Consider the following 16,562-nt stretch of genomic DNA (forward strand, 5'->3'; position numbering starts at 1 on the left):
CCTAAGAGGGTTTAGTAGCGATCAAGCGGTATCGCGGCCAAACAGCGCCGAGACAAATTCGCGCGCGCGGAACGGCTGCAGATCCTCAGCCTGTTCACCCACACCGATAAAGCGCACAGGAATACCGAAACGCCGCGCCAGGGCAAAGATCACGCCACCCTTGGCGGTGCCGTCAAGCTTAGTGAGCACCAGACCGGTGACACCGGCCGCCTCGCGGAATTGCGCAGCCTGGTTAATTGCATTCTGGCCGGTGCCGGCATCCAGCACCAATAGCACCTCGTGGGGCGCGCTGGGATCCAGCTTGCCCATTACGCGGCGCACCTTGGTCAACTCTTCCATCAGGTTGGACTTGGTGTGCAGGCGGCCGGCTGTATCGGCGATCACCACATCAATACCACGGGCCTGGGCCGACTGGACCGCATCAAAAATTACCGAGGCGCTGTCCGCACCGGTATGCTGAGCCACCACCGGCACATCGTGGCGCTGCCCCCAAACCTGTAACTGCTCTACCGCTGCGGCGCGGAAAGTGTCGCCGGCGGCGAGCATCACCGATTTGCCTTCGCCGAGGAAACGGTGCGCCAGCTTGCCGATAGTGGTGGTCTTACCAACGCCGTTAACGCCGACTACCAAAATCACATAGGGCTTTTTACTGGTATCCAACACTAAAGGCGCGTCGACACTGTCGAGCAGCTCTGCCAACTCCTGCTGCAGCGCTTTATAGAGCGCATCGCCATCGGCCAGCTCGCGGCGTGAGACGCGCTCAGTGAGGCGCTCAACAATTTCACTGGTGGCCTCGACACCCACATCTGCCATCAGCAGCTGGGTTTCCAGCTCTTCCAGCAGATCTTCATCGATTTCTTTGGCTCCGAGGAACAGGTTGCCCATGCCCTCGACAAACTGATTGCTGGTGCGGCTGAGCCCGCGGCGAATACGTGCAAAGAAACCCTCTTTCTTTTTCGCTACGGGTTTTTCCTGCACGGGGGTGGGCTTGGGCGCTGGCTCCTGAACCCGAGGAGCCGGTTCTGACGCTGCTGCTGCAGTATCGGCTGGCAACTCAGATTCAGGGCTAGACGGAATTTCGGGCTGCGCATTGGCTGTACTAGCGGGCGACGGCTCAACAGCTTCTGTGGAAGGTTCCTGCACATCAGCAGTCGCTTGTTCCATCTCTGGAGCGGGCGCCTCTGCTGACTCGGCAGCGGCCTCCTGGGGTGCAGCGGGCTCTTTATCGGTGACAGATGGCTCCTGCCACTCTTCCGCCGGGGCCTCCTCTGGTGAGCCAACCGCTTCGGCCTGCTCCCCTTGGGGCTCGCTTTGTTCGGGCTTGCGCTTTTTCTTTTTGCGCAGGAAATCAAAGATCATTCGTTTATCCGGGTGTACCGCTTGCAGAAAGACGCTAATCTTAGCATCGCTAAGCCCCCAGTAGAGAGTTACCTTGGCCAGAAGTTCATCGCGCAAGCAAAGCACACAGCCCCTTTCCCAATTGCGCATCATCGGAGGGCAGTGGCGCGGGCGCAAATTGCAATTTGCCCCGGTTGAGGGGTTGAGACCTACCGGCGATCGCCTGCGCGAAACCCTGTTCAACTGGTTGCAGTTTCACCTACCTGGCGCACAATGCCTCGACCTCTTCGCCGGCTCCGGCGCCCTGGGTCTGGAATCTCTATCCCGTGGCGCGGCCTCAGTGGATTTCGTCGAACTGAATCCCCAGGCTGCACGCACCCTAAACCAGCAACTCCAGCTACTCGAAGCCACAGATGGCGAGGTGCATAACTGCCGGGCAGCAGATTTTTTGGTCGGTGGCGGCAAGCCTTACGATATTGTCTTTATCGATCCGCCCTTTGCAGACGATTTGTGGCAGGAGAGTCTCGGCGCTCTCACTGGCAGGCTCTCAGAAGGTGCTCTGATTTATATCGAGACACCCCGAGACATTGTTATTTCTGCTGCGAACGACTGGTCGTTAATCAAGGAAAAGCGCACTGGTCAGGTCTGTATGCGACTGTTTCGTAATAACTCCGATGCAACCACTGAACACTGACCGGTCAGCGGGTCAGGTTAACGCATTCGGTTTTGAGCCTTAGCCGTAAATTGTTTACCATTCGCATCCCTTTCAGCCCGCATTTATCCTTGGCGTATGAAAAAAGTTGTCTACCCCGGAACTTTCGACCCAATCACCAATGGTCATCTCGATTTGGTGGAGCGGGCCTGTCGCCTATTTGACCACGTCATCGTGGCCGTAGCCGCCAGTAATCGAAAGAATCCTCTGTTTACCCTGGATGAGCGGGTGGAGCTCTCCCAGCGCGTACTCGGCCATCTGCCCAATGTGGAAGTCATCGGCTTCGATATCCTACTGGCTGACCTGGTGCGCCAGGTGGATGCCTACGGGGTTCTACGCGGCCTGCGCGCAGTATCCGACTTCGAATACGAGTTTCAGCTGGCTAATATGAACCGCCAACTGGCGCCGAATATGGAAAGCCTGTTCCTGACCCCAGCAGAACACTTGTCCTATATTTCTTCCTCTTTAGTTAGAGAAATTGCCTCTCTCGGTGGAGATGTCACAAAATTTGTTCCAAGTGCTGTACAAGAGGCACTGGAAGAGAAATTCCGCTAACTCCCGAATTGGTTATTTCTGATACACTCGAGCGGATTTTTCCACAATCCGCGGAGTGTTTCGTGCGTCACATTCTCCTCGCTCTCGCCCTTGTTCTATCTCCGGCCATGGCCGATGAGCCGCAACCGGAAGTCGATACCGGCCGCAGTGCAATCAAGTCTGCCACGGCCAAATCCTATATGGCGGTGACCGCCAACCCCCACGCGAGTCGCGCCGCCGAACAAATCCTCGCGCAGGGCGGTAGTGCCGTGGATGCAGCCATCACCGCTCAGTTAGTGCTCGGGTTGGTGGAGCCCCAGTCATCGGGTATTGGCGGTGGCGCCTTTATGCTGAGCTACGACGCCAAAGATAAACAGCTGCGCTATTACGATGGCCGGGAAACCGCTCCGGCAGAGGTGGATGAAAACTACTTTATGCACGACGGTAGACCGCGTTCATTTATGCAGGCGGTTATTGGCGGCTACTCAGTGGGCGTCCCTGGCGTCATCCGCATGTTGGAAATGGCGCACCAGCGCGATGGCAAACTGCCATGGGAAGTTTTATTCCAGCCAGCCATCCAGCTAGCCGAAAGCGGCTTTGAAGTCTCTCCGCGTCTGCACAAATTGTTGAGCAGGCTACCCCATGTAGATGCAAGACCGGCGATCGCCAGTTATTTCTTTGACAGTGACGGCAGGCCCCTGCCGGTGGGCCACCGGCTGAAGAATCCGGAATATGCCCGCACCCTGCGCATGATTGCCAGCGATGGTGCGGATGCTTTTTATAAAGGAGAGATCGCCGAGGCGGTCGTCAAGGCCGTTCGCGGCGACACTGAAAACCCCGGTCTGCTCAGCCTTGAGGATATGGCCAATTATCGGGCCAAACAGCGCCAGCCCCTCTGTTCCGCTTTTCTCGAATACCAAATCTGCGGTGCGGATGCGCCCTCATCGGGCGGCACCACCGTGGGCGGCATTTTGGGCATGCTGCAAGCTTTTCCCATCGCTGAAATGGAAGCCGGGGACGACCTGCTCACCCATTTGTTTATCGAAGCCTCAGAACTGGCCTTTGCCGATCGCAACACCTATTCGGCCGACTCAGATTTTATCAAAGTGCCCAGTAAGGCTTTGGTATCCCCCGCTTACTTGAGCGAACGTGCGACCCTAATTGACCCTGACAGCGCCAGCATAGCCAAGCCCGGCAATCCGAATACTGGGGCGACAAAGCGCCTCACGGCCCAATCACCTGAGATGCCCAACACCAGCCATTTGGTCGTTGTAGATCGCTACGGCAATGGCGTCAGCATGACCAGCAGCATCGAAACGGGCTTTGGCTCTCGCCTGCTGGTAAAGGGTTTTCTGCTGAATAACCAGTTGACCGATTTTTCCTTTACCCCAAAAACAGCCAAAGGGCAGTTGGTGGCGAACCGTATCCAGGCCGGCAAACGACCTCGCTCTTCCATGTCGCCAACGGTGGTATTTAATAAAGATGGCAGCCTGCGCCTACTGGTGGGCTCACCCGGGGGGTCACGTATTATCGACTACACCGCCCGCACCATTCTTTACCACCTGGGGCTGAATATGCCCATTGCCGATGCCATTGCAGCCGGCAACATTGGCGCTATCGGGCGGCGTGTCGAACTTGAACCCGGTTTCTTTAGCCAGGACACCATCAATAAACTCAGGGCACGCGGGCATGAGGTCGTCGAGCGCGATCTCAACAGCGGCATTCATGCAATCGCGGTAAAAAACAATACACTCCACGGCGGTGCCGACCCCCGCCGGGAAGGCAGTGCGCTGGGGCACTGATTTTCTGGAGGAGGCATATTGCATGCCTCCTCAAAACCATCCTCCCAAGCAGGCTGTCATTCATAAACCAGCTTTCCGGATAGCGTGCCCCTTCTTTAGAGTGGTCCATACTTCCCCCTAACTAGCGTAAGCTAAAACGCAACTGGAGGGCCCCTCTTGGACTACCGCAAAGTAGATGCCACTGGTATCGAACTCCTACACGACCCCAGCACCAATAAGGGCACTGCTTTTACAGAAGAGGAACGCAACAAGTTCGGCCTTAACGGCCTGATTCCCTACGCTCTGGAAACCATCGAAACCCAGGTAGAGCGGGTGATGATGCAACTGAGCCACAAACATTCGGATATCGATCGATTTGTCTACCTGACCGGTCTACTGGATACCAACGAGACGCTCTTTTACCGAGTGGTGATGTCCGATCCGGTGCGCTTCCTTCCGATCATTTACGACCCCACTATCGGTGAAGCCTGTACCAAGTTCAGCCATATCATGCGCAGGGTCAGGGGTGTCTATCTGTCTATTGCGCAGAAGGGCAGTATCGCCGACTCCCTGTCTCACTGGCCGGACCGGGACATTCGATTTATTTGTGTCACCAATGGCGGACGAATTCTGGGGCTCGGGGATATCGGCGCGAATGGCATGGGTATCCCCATTGGTAAACTGCAGCTTTACACCGCCGCCGGGGGCGTACCGCCAGAACATTTACTGCCACTCTTTTTAGATGCCGGCACCGATAATGAACAAGTACTCGCAGACCCACTCTATGTAGGCCTGCGTCGTAAACGCCCGGATACCGAGACGCTTTACCGTTTTGTGGATGAATTTGTGGACACTGTCCAGCAGCGCTATCCACATTGCTGCCTGCACTTTGAGGACTGGACCGGTAGTGACGCCGTCCACCTGCTGCAACGATATCGAGACAGGGCCTGCTGCTATAACGATGATATCCAAGGCACTGCGGGCATTGCCCTGGCCGGCATGATCAACGCCCTGAAAATCAAACAGGGCTCGTTAAAGGATGAAAAAATCTTCTTCGCCGGTGCCGGATCTGCCGGCATAGGGCTTGCGGATTTATTTGTGAGTGAACTGGTCAATGAGGGGCTCAGTAGGGAAGAGGCCCAAGCCCGCATTATTATGTTCGATGAAAAGGGACTACTGGTAAAAAGTCGCGAAGACCTTTTCGACTTCCAGCGCCCCTACGCACACGACCAATCCCCAACTTCACAATTATTGGAGGCCATAAAAACTCACAAGCCAACCACCTTGATTGGCGTCAGTACTGTTGGCCAATTATTTACCCAGGAAGTCGTGGAAACTATGGCCACACACAACCCGCGACCCATTATTTTTGCTCTGTCTAACCCAACCGAACATGCCGAATGCAGTGCGGAGCAGGCCTACAGTTGGAGCCAAGGCCGAGCCATCTATGCCGCCGGCGTACAATTCCCCAAGGTCACACTGCATGGAAAAACCTATTTGCCAGGCCAAGCGAATAATTTATATATCTTCCCCGCGGTAGCAATGGCAATTTATGCAACAAGTGCTAAACGTGTGCCCGACTCACTATTTATTGAGGCCGCCCGTGGAGTTGCTGAGCAAGTCGGTCAAGATCTGCTGCTGCAGGGCTGTCTGTTTCCGCCACAATCAAAAATTTTAGAAATATCCCAAAATACAGCCGCAAAAGTCAGCAAGAAAATCTTTGAACTTGGGCTCAGCGCACTGGAACCGCCAAAAGATTTTTTAGAATTTATAGAAAAACATACTTATAAAGCTGAATATCTTTCTTATATTTAAATTTAACTCAATGCAACAAAGGTCAGAAGGTGTCTAGTTGTATTGATCTTGGTTCACTGCCTGAATTTCTAAAATATTTTCGATCAAATACCAAGCGTCCCTTATAAAAAGTCTTTATCACTTTGGCTTCATCAACCTGATCTTTAGAAAAATTAAATATATTTCTATCTAAAACAATAAAATCAGCCCACTTACCCTTTTCGATACTGCCCGTTTCCTTTTCCAAGCCCCCGGAATAGGCAGCATTAATTGTAAAAGCCTCAACTAGGTCATCAATAGAAATTCCTAGATTTAATCCCCGATAAATAACCGCCATTGGATCCACCATGCCACGAATCTGAGAGGGGTCAGAAGATAATAAAGAGACACTCATGGGAATATATTTTTCTCCGCCCTTTAAACTTCTGCCCTCCGTTGAACCTTCTCGGCCGCCATACAAGAGGAAAATATTTTTTGGTTGCATAAATACGGCACTATGCATCTGGGAAAGCTGATCCAGAGTGGACTCTTTATCTAAAGAAGCATTAACAATTGCATTGCGTATTTTGGTGTCGCCCCCCTCCAACTTTTCCAGTATATTTAAAGCTTTATCAGTTTCCTCTTCTCCAGAGACTAAAATCTGTATGGGAAATTGGTGAGCATTAGCCCTTTGCGCCAAGTTAATAACCTCTTTAATCGAACCAGAAGTTCTTGAGATTGGTTCTGTAGTGATCCACACCCTTAAATTTTCCGGCAACCATCCAATATAACTTATCGAAGTCAGCCTAAAGTCATCGATTGCTATTTGACTAACCTTTTGCTGCAACGAACTAAAATCTCTGTCGGCAAAATCTGTACTAACCGCCATTGAGGCCAGTACGCGAAAACCCATGGGTTCAATTTCGGATATTTGATCAAAATAATCCTTTTGGCCTTCCTCATCTTTTAATACAACAACGGAATCATAGAGACTTGTCACACCATTACTAACCGCTAAATCTTGCATACTGAGCAAGTCTTTTCGGTAATCTCCGTTTATATCCTGCGGGATCAATTTCTCTATTAGTGTGACAGCGCCAGGACCCCACAACCAACCAGTAGCAATGCCGTGCTCGTTTTTTTCTATAAATCCATTAGGAGGATTCACACTATCGTTATTAATTCCTGCGGCAGCCAGACCTTCTGAATTTGTCCAGATATTGTTTCGGTCTGAAGAAAATAAAATAATCGGGATCAGGTCATTGATTTGATCGAGAATTCCTTTATGCGGAGGCTCAGCAGAAAATGTCTGCAAATTCCAACCATCACCCACAATCACTTGCTGTTGCGGATTCTCTCGAATATAACGCGCTACCGCCAAACGGTAATCTTCAATGGAGCCTCCAGAAAATAAGTTGATTCTGGATGCCGCCCCCCGAATTTTTGCCCTTTGGAAAAAGCCAGGTAAAACCAGCTTACCATTCAGATCTACAATTTCAGTATCCCCGCCAATATAAGCTTCAACACCTGCTTCAGTGCCGACAAAGACAATTCGCCCCCCCCTGATTGCCATCGCCGCAGCAATAGATCGGGCTTTATCCGCGGTATAAATAGTGGCGTTACGGACAATTAACTGAGCGGGCTTGCTTGGGGTGGGATTGGCGGTGGGAATGAAGCCCACGCTCTTTTCTAGAGGATCACAGGAGAGGAGCAAAAGAACCGATAGCAAACTGAATAAACGCATATAGCTTCCCACGGATTTGCCCTATCCCCTCAATTTTCCACTGTGAAAAAATTCAGCGAGACTAGCAATTCAACGATTTTCTCAAGGCCACAGCCAGTGATAGCCGAAAGAGCCTCTCGTACAGGGACCTAGACCGCACTCCAATAGGGTGCTGGCCAGGTTCGCCATGGCAATGGTGAGAAACAGCACCGCGATAAATTTCTCGGGAAAGGTGAATCGACGCGGTGACAGGTTCCGCCGCAAGAAGCCCAACATCATTGCGACCCCGCAATAAGTAAGCAGCCCAAAAAAAGCCACGGCCGCCCAGGTATAGAGATGCAAGCCGAGAAAGGGCTCTCCAAATCCGGGGTTATTGGGCAGAATATGCAACAACACCTGGCGCCCGGCAGCAGCCAGCCCGGCAATACTCGAAAGGATAACAATTCCGTAGTGAGCGGGACGTACACCAAATCGCAGGTTCATCAGCAAGCCCAAGCCAGCCATGGTAAAGGCTACACGCTGAAGCAGGCAGATGGGGCAGGGCAGTTGGTGCTCGTAAAGCTCGATGATAAAAGCCGCCCAGAGAACCGCAGAGAGGCCGAGAAGAGCCAGGGCATCGAGCCTTCGGACCATATACACCATAGCGGCACCCCGGCTAGAAAGAGAGGTCCAGCGTTGTGTTCGAGTGATAAATCAACCAGATGATGTAAATCACCATAGTCAACAACCACCACAGGGTGGCCGCGCGCTGGCGGCGCTTCCATATATACCAGGCTGCAATCAGAACGGTGAGAAAAGGCAGTACCAATACCACGGGCCATCTCCACAGACAGCAATACTCTGATATTAGTAGCAAATTCCCGCCAATGCCCTACCGCAAAGTAAGCTCAACGCTGGCAGCGAGTGCAAAAGAAGGTACTGCGCTGGCCCAGAACCATATCCCGCACCGGGCTCCCACAACTGGGGCAAGGCGCTCCCGCGCGGCCGTAGACATTGAGTTCCTGGGCGAAATATCCCGGCTTGCCATCACCACCGATAAAGTCCCGCAGGGTAGTGCCACCTTGGGCAATGGCACGACTCAATACCTTTTTGATCGCCTCTGCAAGGCGCAGATAGCGGGCTTTTGAAATAGAGCCCGCTTCACGATCCGGGCGGATACCTGCCAGGAATAGCGATTCACTGGCATAAATATTCCCCACCCCCACCACGATACGCCCATCCATTATGAACGTTTTCACCGACTGTTTACGCTTGCGGGAAGCGGCGAACAGGTAGTCACCACTAAAACTCTCCGACAGCGGCTCTGGCCCTAAATGACTGAGGAGATCGTGGGCCAGGGGGTCTGCTGCGGTCCACAGAAGAGCGCCAAACCGGCGTGGATCCCTGTAGCGCAGGGTCAGGCCACTATCGAGTCGCCAGTCGATATGGTCATGCTTCTCAGGGGACTCTTCCTGCTCGACCAGGCGCAGACTTCCAGACATCCCCAAATGCCAGATGGCACACCCCTTATCTGTATGCACCAGTAAGTATTTGGCGCGACGCTCCAGCTTCAGAATACGGGCATTTTTAATATGCTTGGCGAAGTCCAGGTCCACAGGCCAGCGCAGTCGCGCCTGTCGCACCACAACCGATCGCACCCACTGTCCCTCTAGATGGGGGGCGAGGCCACGGCAGGTGGTTTCTACTTCTGGGAGTTCAGGCATTTCTCATCTCACGATGGCTGTAGCCGAGGAGCGGACACAAAAAAGCCCGGCAAGAACCGGGCTCTTCTGCGAGTACGCGGAAGGCAATTACTTGATTTTGCCTTCTTTGTACATAACGTGCTTGCGAACAACGGGATCGTACTTTTTGATCTCCATTTTCTCAGGCATGTTGCGCTTGTTCTTGGTAGTGGTGTAGAAGTGGCCAGTACCGGCGCTGGAATTCAGACGAATCTTCTCACGCATTGCTCAATCTCCAATCAGTTAGCTGAATACAGCTAATTATACTTTTTCGCCGCGGGCGCGCAGCTCAGTCAGGACAGCGTCGATACCTTTCTTATCGATAACGCGCATGCCTTTTGCGGAAACACGCAGTTTCACAAAACGCTTCTCGGACTCAACCCAGAAACGGTGGCTGTGCAGGTTCGGCACGAAGCGACGCTTGGTGCGGTTCTTAGCGTGGGATACATTGTTTCCGGTTACCGGACGCTTACCGGTTACCTGACATACCTTGGACATCTGTTGGCCTCTTCAAAACGCTTGTGCCCGCATGGCGCCAATCCTGAAGAGGAAAAGGGTGTGCGGGAACATAAAAATCGGGATTCTAATCCGGTTCCTGGATGGCGGCGGAACCTGTGCAGAATCTGGCCCGGCCGCAAAGAGCGGCGTTTTATACCAAAAGAGCCCGTAGGGAGCAAGTTTTGTACAGTACTTCTGCGCCAATCGCAGCTTCTCAATTGCAGTGCCTACAGCAGCCCCTGCTCTGCAAAGGATAGGGCCTGGCCCTCGCCCACTATCAGATGATCCAGCACCTTGATATCCACAAGCTCCAGGGCCTGTACCAAACGCTCGGTAATCCAGATGTCCGCCTGGCTAGGCTCGCAAATGCCCGATGGGTGATTATGCGCCAGAATCACAGCCGCCGCACCCCGCTGTAAAGCAGCCTGCACCACCTCACGAGGATAAACACTGGCGGCATTCAGAGTGCCCTCGAACAATTCCTCAAAACTGATAACACGGTGCTGGGTATCCAGGAAAAGGCAGCAAAAGACCTCGCGGCGGCGATGGCGCAACTGCATAGCCAGGTAGTCTCGCACTGCCGCCGGACTGCACAAAGCACTGCCCTTCCGCACCGTTTCTGCCAGATGTCGTCGCGCTATCTCCAGCGCCGCTTGCAGCTGTACAAACTTGGCATCCCCCAATCCACGAGCGCGACAAAACTGCTCCCTACCGGCCTCCAACAGGGCACGCAAGCCGCCAAACTCACTGAGCAGACCCCGCGCCAAATCCACTGCAGAAACGCCCGGCAGCCCCACCCGCAAAAATATCGCCAACAACTCTGCATCCGACAGCGCCGCGGCACCCTGCGCCAACAGCTTCTCCCTGGGCCTCTCAGCCGCCGGCCAATCTTTGATCTTCATAATCGTTTCTCGCCTTCCCTGACTGTCTTTTTTTGTGAACTCTCTCCCCAACTCACCACAAGCACGATTTTCGCGTCTATTCTGCGCCTTATAAGTCCAGACGCAGAAATGCTAATCTAACCCGCTCGCATATATTCGGAAACTGTATCTATGTCCTCACTGGCCGATAAACGCATACTTTTGGGAATCAGTGGCGGTATTGCCGCTTACAAGAGCGCCGACCTGGTACGCCGCCTAAAAGAACGCGGTGCCCAGGTGAGAGTGGTAATGAGCGCCGGCGCGCGCGAGTTTGTGCAGCCGCTGACTTTCCAAGCCCTATCCGGCAACCCTGTACACACCGATCTGCTGGATCCAGCCGCTGAAGCCGCCATGGGGCATATCGAGCTGGCCAAGTGGGCCGACCTGATCCTGATTGCCCCCGCCAGTGCCCAGATGATGGCAAAACTGACCTGTGGCATGGCCGACGACCTGCTCACCACCTTGTGTCTCGCCAGCGAAGCACCAGTGGCCCTGGCCCCCGCCATGAATCAGGCCATGTGGCGCCACCCAGCCACCGCTGCTAATGCCAAAACCCTGCGTGACCGCGGGGTACAGCTGTGGGGACCGGCGGCTGGCAGCCAGGCCTGTGGTGACGTGGGACCCGGCCGCATGCTGGAGCCCGCTGACTTGGCCCTGCAGGCCGAGTCACAGTTCGGCTCTAGCGACTGTCTGCGCGGCAAGCGCGTGGCGATTACCGCCGGCCCAACCCGCGAGGCCCTGGACCCGGTACGCTACCTGAGCAACCACAGCTCCGGCAAGATGGGGTTCGCCCTGGCCGAGGCCGCCCGGAAGGCCGGCGCCGAGGTCACACTGATCGCCGGGCCGGTAAATTTGGCCACTCCCGCACATGTGAAGCGCGTCGATGTCATCGATGCGCGGGATATGCGCGATGCCGTCGAGCGTGCGGCCGACCTCTGCGATATTTTTATCAGCGCTGCCGCTGTTGCCGATTTTCGCCCGGCCTCGGTGGCGGAACAAAAAATCAAGAAACGCGAGGGCTGCGACGAGAGCGCTATTACCCTGGTTAAAAACCCGGATATCGTCGCCGGCATCGCCGCGCGCAGCGAGCGACGCCCCTTTACCGTGGGCTTTGCCGCTGAGACACAGCAAGTCGAACAGTATGCGCAAAGCAAACTGCAACGGAAAAACCTCGATATGATTATCGCCAACGACGTTAGTGGCAGTGAAACCGGCTTCAATAGTGACCGCAATGCCGTCACGGTGATAGATCGCCACGGCAATACACAACTGCCCGAGGCTCTAAAGGCCGACTTAGCTCGACAGTTAATAGAAATTATTGCCGTCAAAGCGCAGAAATAAAGATTAACAGGCAGGAAAATCAGTGGTTTTCAACAAGAAAAATCAGAGCCAAGGACTATTGCACAAGGGGTTGCTGCTGCCTTCGTTGCTGGCGACCGTCGCCTGGCTTTGCGGGGCCTATCTAATCGTTGAGCATATAGTCACCCCCCACAATCAAGCGCAAGTACAACAGGCAGCCCGGGCGCAGGGAAAAATCTTCGCGCAAGATGTAGAGTCTCTGTTAGCCGAACGCACGCGGCAGCTGCAACAAATTGAACGCAGTGAACAACCCCTTGAAGAACAGCTAAAAACAGCACAACTACCGAAACAATCGCGAATTCAGGTCTTTTCAGAGGCACAAATCCGCGTGGGCGCAGGTGAAAAGCCAACCCTGAACTTCGCGCTAGTAGATCTGCTTAAGCGTACCCGACAAGACAGTCAACAGCCCCTAGAGATACTGCGTACCGGCCTCGACAACAGCTGGCAGCTTCACAATGCTGTTAACCTGGCTGGGCAACAACTTCTGGTCAGCCAGCCCTTCGCTGTTTTGCAAACATCCCTGGAAACGCTCGATAAAAACCAGGGACAGATTCAGCTGCTTCAAAAATTTCCCGATTCGATTGCACAGCCCCTTTGGCGCGGCGGGCAGGGCAGTGGCTTCAGCCATTCTGAAGCAATTCCGGATAGTTACTTGCAGGTGCAGTTCAGCCCCTCCCCTGCATTTATCCAGCAACACAGCTTGCCACTTGTGTGGATCTATCTCACAGCCGGCGCCGGCCTGCTGCTCTCCTTACTGGTACTTCTACGCTTCCTGCCCCGAGACAACCGTGCCCCCTGGGAGCGCAGCCAGAAAGGCGGAAGAAGCGAAAGTGAAAAATTCCCTGCGCCCGAGTCGCAGCAGGATGCTCTGCTGGCGGATGAAGCTTTACCCCAAGGGCTCGCATCGGCACCCAGTATCGCTCCCGAAGCTTTACAACAGAATATGACAAATCGCGCTGAGGCAAGGTCTGCGACCAAATCAGGTAAGCCCCAACATCCGCTAACTACCGAGTTTCCCCCTCATGTATTTCGCGCATACGATATCCGCGGCATCGCCGGTGAGGAAATTGATGAGCCCTTTGCCTACCAGCTGGGAAAGGCCCTCGGTACCCTGGCACAGCACGCCGGAGAGCAGATCCTGCTAGTGGGGCGCGATGGCCGCAACAGTAGTGCACTGCTCAGCAACTGCCTGATGGAGGGGATTCTCGATAGCGGCTGTAACAGTATCGATCTGGGCCTGATCCCATCACCACTGCTTTACTACGCCTGCGCCAAGGGCAAGAACACCAGCAGCGGTGTTATGGTGACCGCGAGCCACAACCCGGCGGAATACAATGGCTTCAAGATTGTGCTCAAGGGCCGCCCCCTCTCTGAAGAAAAGCTACAGGGCCTGCACCAGCTTATGCAGCAGGGGCCCTTCAAAAGCGGGGAAGGCAGTAACCGCGAGCAGGATATTAAAGACAAATATATTGACGAGATCTTTAACAACGTCGCCCTCGCCGGACAACCGCACCTGGTTGTGGATGCGGGCAATGGAGCCACTTCCGTTTTGGCACCCCGGTTGTTTGAGCAGCTGGGCTGCGCAGTCACTCCGCTGTTTTGTGAAGTGGATGGGGACTTCCCCAACCATCCACCCGATCCCTCGCGCCCGGAAAACCTGCAAGCATTGATCGACAAAGTGGCGGAAACCGGCGCAGACCTGGGCATAGCTCTGGATGGCGATGGTGATCGTGTCACTCTGATTTCCAGCAGCGGGCGCATCGCCTGGGCCGATCAGCTGGTTATGCTACTGGCGAGAGACATCCTGGCACGCAACCCAGGGGAGACGATCGTCTTCGATGTGAAAAGCAGCCGTAGCCTTGCTCAATTGATAAACCAGTACGGCGGCCGCCCGGTGATGTGGAAGACCGGCCACGCGCCGATGAAAAACAAAATGCTAGAAACCAAGGCAATTCTTGGCGGTGAGTTATCCGGCCATATTTTTATTCGGGATCGCTGGTTTGGTTTCGACGATGGTATCTACGCAGCGGCGCGGCTCCTGGAGATTATGGCCCTGCGGGAACAGAGCCTGGATGAACTCCTCGACTCACTGCCGCAAATGGAGAGCACCCCGGAAATATTGTTGCCCGTAGAGGAGCAGGAGAAGTTCTCCCTGATTGAGCAGTTGCGCGAACAAGGCAATTTTGACAATGCCGATATCAATACTACCGACGGTCTGCGCATAGAATTTTCTGATGGCTGGGGGCTGGTGCGCGCCTCCAATACCACCAGCGCGTTGACCCTGCGCTTCGAGGCCGAAAATAAAGAGGCTCTGGAGCGTATTCGCAAAGTAGTCATGGCGCAGATCAAGAAAATTGCTCCCACAGTTGTCGTTCCCAATTGGGAACTGCTCAACTAGCGCACCAGTTTTAAACCTGTGTGGCACAGGCAGGTGCCGCAACCGACTAGCGCTCCGTGCTTTAATCAAAAAAATCTCGACCGCGCAGTATCTACAGCAGCGGCTGGACAGCGGGAAAGCTATCCAACCGCATCCCACCATAAAGGAATTGCCATGTCCCTCGATAAGAAGTCCGCTCTGCGTATTGCTCAGGTTTTGAATGAAGCCTTGCCCTATATCCAGCAATTCACCAATAAAACCGTGGTGGTAAAGTTTGGCGGTAATGCCATGGTGGATCACGAACTGCAAAGCGACTTTGCCCGCGACATTATCCTGATGAAGCTGGTGGGCATGAACCCGGTAGTGGTACACGGCGGCGGCCCGCAAATAGGCCTGCTGTTGAACAAACTCAATATCGAATCTCACTTTGTCGACGGTATGCGCGTAACCGATAGCGAGACCATGGATGTGGTGGAAATGGTATTGGGGGGCACGGTCAACAAGCAAATTGTCAATCTGATCAATCAGAACGGAGGCCGCGCAGTGGGCGTTACCGGCAAGGATGGCTTGTTAATCGAAGCGCGCAAACTGAGTCGCAAAAATGAGAGCGCCGGCCTGCACGCCTCAGAAATTATTGATATCGGCCAGGTCGGCGAGGTGGAAAAGGTCAATACCGATGTCATCAATATGCTGATCCAGGGCGGCTTTATTCCGGTAATCGCCCCCATCGGCGTCGACAAAGAGGGGGTTTCTTACAATATCAATGCCGATCTGGTGGCCGGTAAGGTCGCCGAGTGCTTGCAGGCAGAAAAGCTGATGCTGCTCACCAATGTTGCGGGCCTGCAAGATAAGCAGGGCGAGGTACTCACCGGCCTGACGACGCCTCAGGTGGAAGGGTTGATTGAAGATGGCACCATTCATGGCGGCATGCTGCCGAAAATCAGTTGTGCGCTCGACGCGGTAAAAGACGGGGTCACTTCTGCCCATATTATCGACGGTCGGCTACCTCACGCGGTCCTGCTGGAAATATTTACCGACACCGGCGTCGGCACCTTGATTACCAATAGTGAGACATAAAGCCATCGCACAGTAGCGCTTGGCAATTGAAGACAGACGTCCGAATCGGTAGGATTCCGCCGCCGAAATATTAAGGCGACAAGAGCAAAAATCACCGTCCACCCCCCAAGTGGACTAAAGGCAATCAATGAGCAGCGAAAAAATCAATCGGCGCCAGCAAATTCTGGAATCTCTGGCACATATGCTGGAAGCCAGTCCCGGCGCACGTATTACAACTGCAGCCCTGGCCAAGGAAGTTGGCTTTTCTGAAGCGGCGCTATACCGCCACTTCCCCAGTAAGTCAAAAATGTTCGAAGGCCTGATCGAGTTTATCGAGGAGACTATTTTCAGTCGCATAGCGCTGATCCTTCAGGAAGAACCCTCTGCTTTGGAGCGATGCCAGAGAATCCTGCACCTTCTGCTGGCTTTTTGTGAGCGCAATCCAGGTATTACCCGACTTCTCACTGGCGATGCGTTGACCGGCGAAACCGAGCGTTTGCACGGGCGTATCCTGCAGCTGTTCGATCGCCTGGAAACCCAAATCCGTCAGATTTTGCGTGAAGCGGAACTGCGTGAACACCTGCGTCCAACCCTGCCCCTGGGCGGTGCCGCCAACCTGTTATTGGCCAGTGCCGAGGGCCGTATCGTGCAATATGTACGCAGCGGCTTTAAGCGCAAGCCCACCGAGTACTGGGCCGAGCAATGGCCGGTTTTGACCTCCGGCTTTTTCCGCGAGACCGTCGCCGCAGCCAGGTAACTGGCTGTGCGGT

At 54.2% G+C, this 16,562-nt stretch carries 16 protein-coding genes; 8 read left to right on the forward strand and 8 right to left on the reverse strand.

Annotated elements, in window-relative coordinates:
• Positions 1-21 precede the first annotated feature (21 nt).
• Entirely contained in the window at positions 22-1,164 is a 1,143-nt protein-coding gene (gene ftsY, locus ACJJIB_RS00890) for a signal recognition particle-docking protein FtsY (protein ID WP_444885937.1), read from the reverse strand.
• A 268-nt stretch (positions 1,165-1,432) separates the two neighbouring features.
• On the opposite strand from ftsY, the gene rsmD reads away from it, so the two are divergent.
• The 4 genes from rsmD (at position 1,433) to ACJJIB_RS00910 (ending at position 6,180) form a co-directional block, all read left to right on the forward strand.
• Entirely contained in the window at positions 1,433-2,032 is a 600-nt protein-coding gene (gene rsmD / locus ACJJIB_RS00895) for a 16S rRNA (guanine(966)-N(2))-methyltransferase RsmD (protein ID WP_444887571.1), read from the forward strand.
• A 96-nt stretch (positions 2,033-2,128) separates the two neighbouring features.
• A complete protein-coding gene (gene coaD, locus ACJJIB_RS00900) occupies positions 2,129-2,605 on the forward strand; it encodes a pantetheine-phosphate adenylyltransferase (RefSeq protein WP_444887572.1) in 477 nt (158 codons plus the stop codon).
• Positions 2,606-2,667: 62 nt separating this feature from the next.
• Positions 2,668-4,386 (forward strand): gamma-glutamyltransferase, encoded by a 1,719-nt coding sequence (ggt, locus tag ACJJIB_RS00905; RefSeq protein ID WP_444887573.1) that lies wholly within the window; start codon positions 2,668-2,670, stop codon positions 4,384-4,386.
• Positions 4,387-4,542: 156 nt separating this feature from the next.
• A complete protein-coding gene (locus ACJJIB_RS00910) occupies positions 4,543-6,180 on the forward strand; it encodes an NAD-dependent malic enzyme (protein ID WP_444887574.1) in 1,638 nt (545 codons plus the stop codon).
• A 22-nt stretch (positions 6,181-6,202) separates the two neighbouring features.
• Here ACJJIB_RS00910 and ACJJIB_RS00915 read toward each other — a convergent pair whose 3' ends face one another.
• From ACJJIB_RS00915 to radC, 7 genes are all read right to left on the reverse strand, one after another.
• The gene (locus tag ACJJIB_RS00915) at positions 6,203-7,882 is read right to left on the reverse strand and encodes an amidohydrolase (protein WP_444887575.1); all 1,680 of its coding nucleotides are present in this window, start codon (positions 7,880-7,882) and stop codon (positions 6,203-6,205) included.
• 81 nt (positions 7,883-7,963) lie between these two features.
• Entirely contained in the window at positions 7,964-8,503 is a 540-nt protein-coding gene (locus tag ACJJIB_RS00920; protein ID WP_252083874.1) for a disulfide bond formation protein B, read from the reverse strand.
• A 13-nt stretch (positions 8,504-8,516) separates the two neighbouring features.
• Positions 8,517-8,675 (reverse strand): DUF5993 family protein, encoded by a 159-nt coding sequence (locus tag ACJJIB_RS00925; RefSeq protein WP_252083875.1) that lies wholly within the window; start codon positions 8,673-8,675, stop codon positions 8,517-8,519.
• Between the two features lie 73 nt (positions 8,676-8,748).
• Entirely contained in the window at positions 8,749-9,564 is an 816-nt protein-coding gene (gene mutM / locus ACJJIB_RS00930; protein WP_444883195.1) for a bifunctional DNA-formamidopyrimidine glycosylase/DNA-(apurinic or apyrimidinic site) lyase, read from the reverse strand.
• Positions 9,565-9,651: 87 nt separating this feature from the next.
• On the reverse strand, positions 9,652-9,807 hold the full coding sequence (rpmG, locus tag ACJJIB_RS00935) for a 50S ribosomal protein L33 (protein ID WP_020413983.1): 156 nt from the start codon (positions 9,805-9,807) through the stop codon (positions 9,652-9,654).
• A 36-nt stretch (positions 9,808-9,843) separates the two neighbouring features.
• Positions 9,844-10,080: a 50S ribosomal protein L28 gene (rpmB, locus tag ACJJIB_RS00940; protein ID WP_020413982.1), complete on the reverse strand. Its 237-nt coding sequence runs from the start codon at positions 10,078-10,080 to the stop codon at positions 9,844-9,846.
• 227 nt (positions 10,081-10,307) lie between these two features.
• Positions 10,308-10,982, reverse strand: coding sequence for a RadC family protein (gene radC, locus ACJJIB_RS00945; protein WP_444887576.1), 675 nt, complete (start codon positions 10,980-10,982; stop codon positions 10,308-10,310).
• A 150-nt stretch (positions 10,983-11,132) separates the two neighbouring features.
• On the opposite strand from radC, the gene coaBC reads away from it, so the two are divergent.
• From coaBC to slmA, 4 genes are all read left to right on the forward strand, one after another.
• The gene (gene coaBC, locus ACJJIB_RS00950; RefSeq protein ID WP_444887577.1) at positions 11,133-12,341 is read left to right on the forward strand and encodes a bifunctional phosphopantothenoylcysteine decarboxylase/phosphopantothenate--cysteine ligase CoaBC; all 1,209 of its coding nucleotides are present in this window, start codon (positions 11,133-11,135) and stop codon (positions 12,339-12,341) included.
• Between the two features lie 22 nt (positions 12,342-12,363).
• Complete coding sequence (locus tag ACJJIB_RS00955) at positions 12,364-14,757, forward strand: phosphomannomutase/phosphoglucomutase (RefSeq protein ID WP_444887578.1); 2,394 nt, start codon at positions 12,364-12,366, stop codon at positions 14,755-14,757.
• Between the two features lie 153 nt (positions 14,758-14,910).
• Entirely contained in the window at positions 14,911-15,813 is a 903-nt protein-coding gene (argB, locus tag ACJJIB_RS00960) for an acetylglutamate kinase (protein WP_444887579.1), read from the forward strand.
• Positions 15,814-15,940: 127 nt separating this feature from the next.
• Positions 15,941-16,549, forward strand: a complete 609-nt coding sequence (gene slmA / locus ACJJIB_RS00965) for a nucleoid occlusion factor SlmA (protein WP_252083881.1) — start codon at positions 15,941-15,943, stop codon at positions 16,547-16,549.
• The last annotated feature ends 13 nt before the right edge of the window (positions 16,550-16,562 follow it).

The organism is Microbulbifer mixtoriginis (SeqCode) (assembly GCF_052467705.1).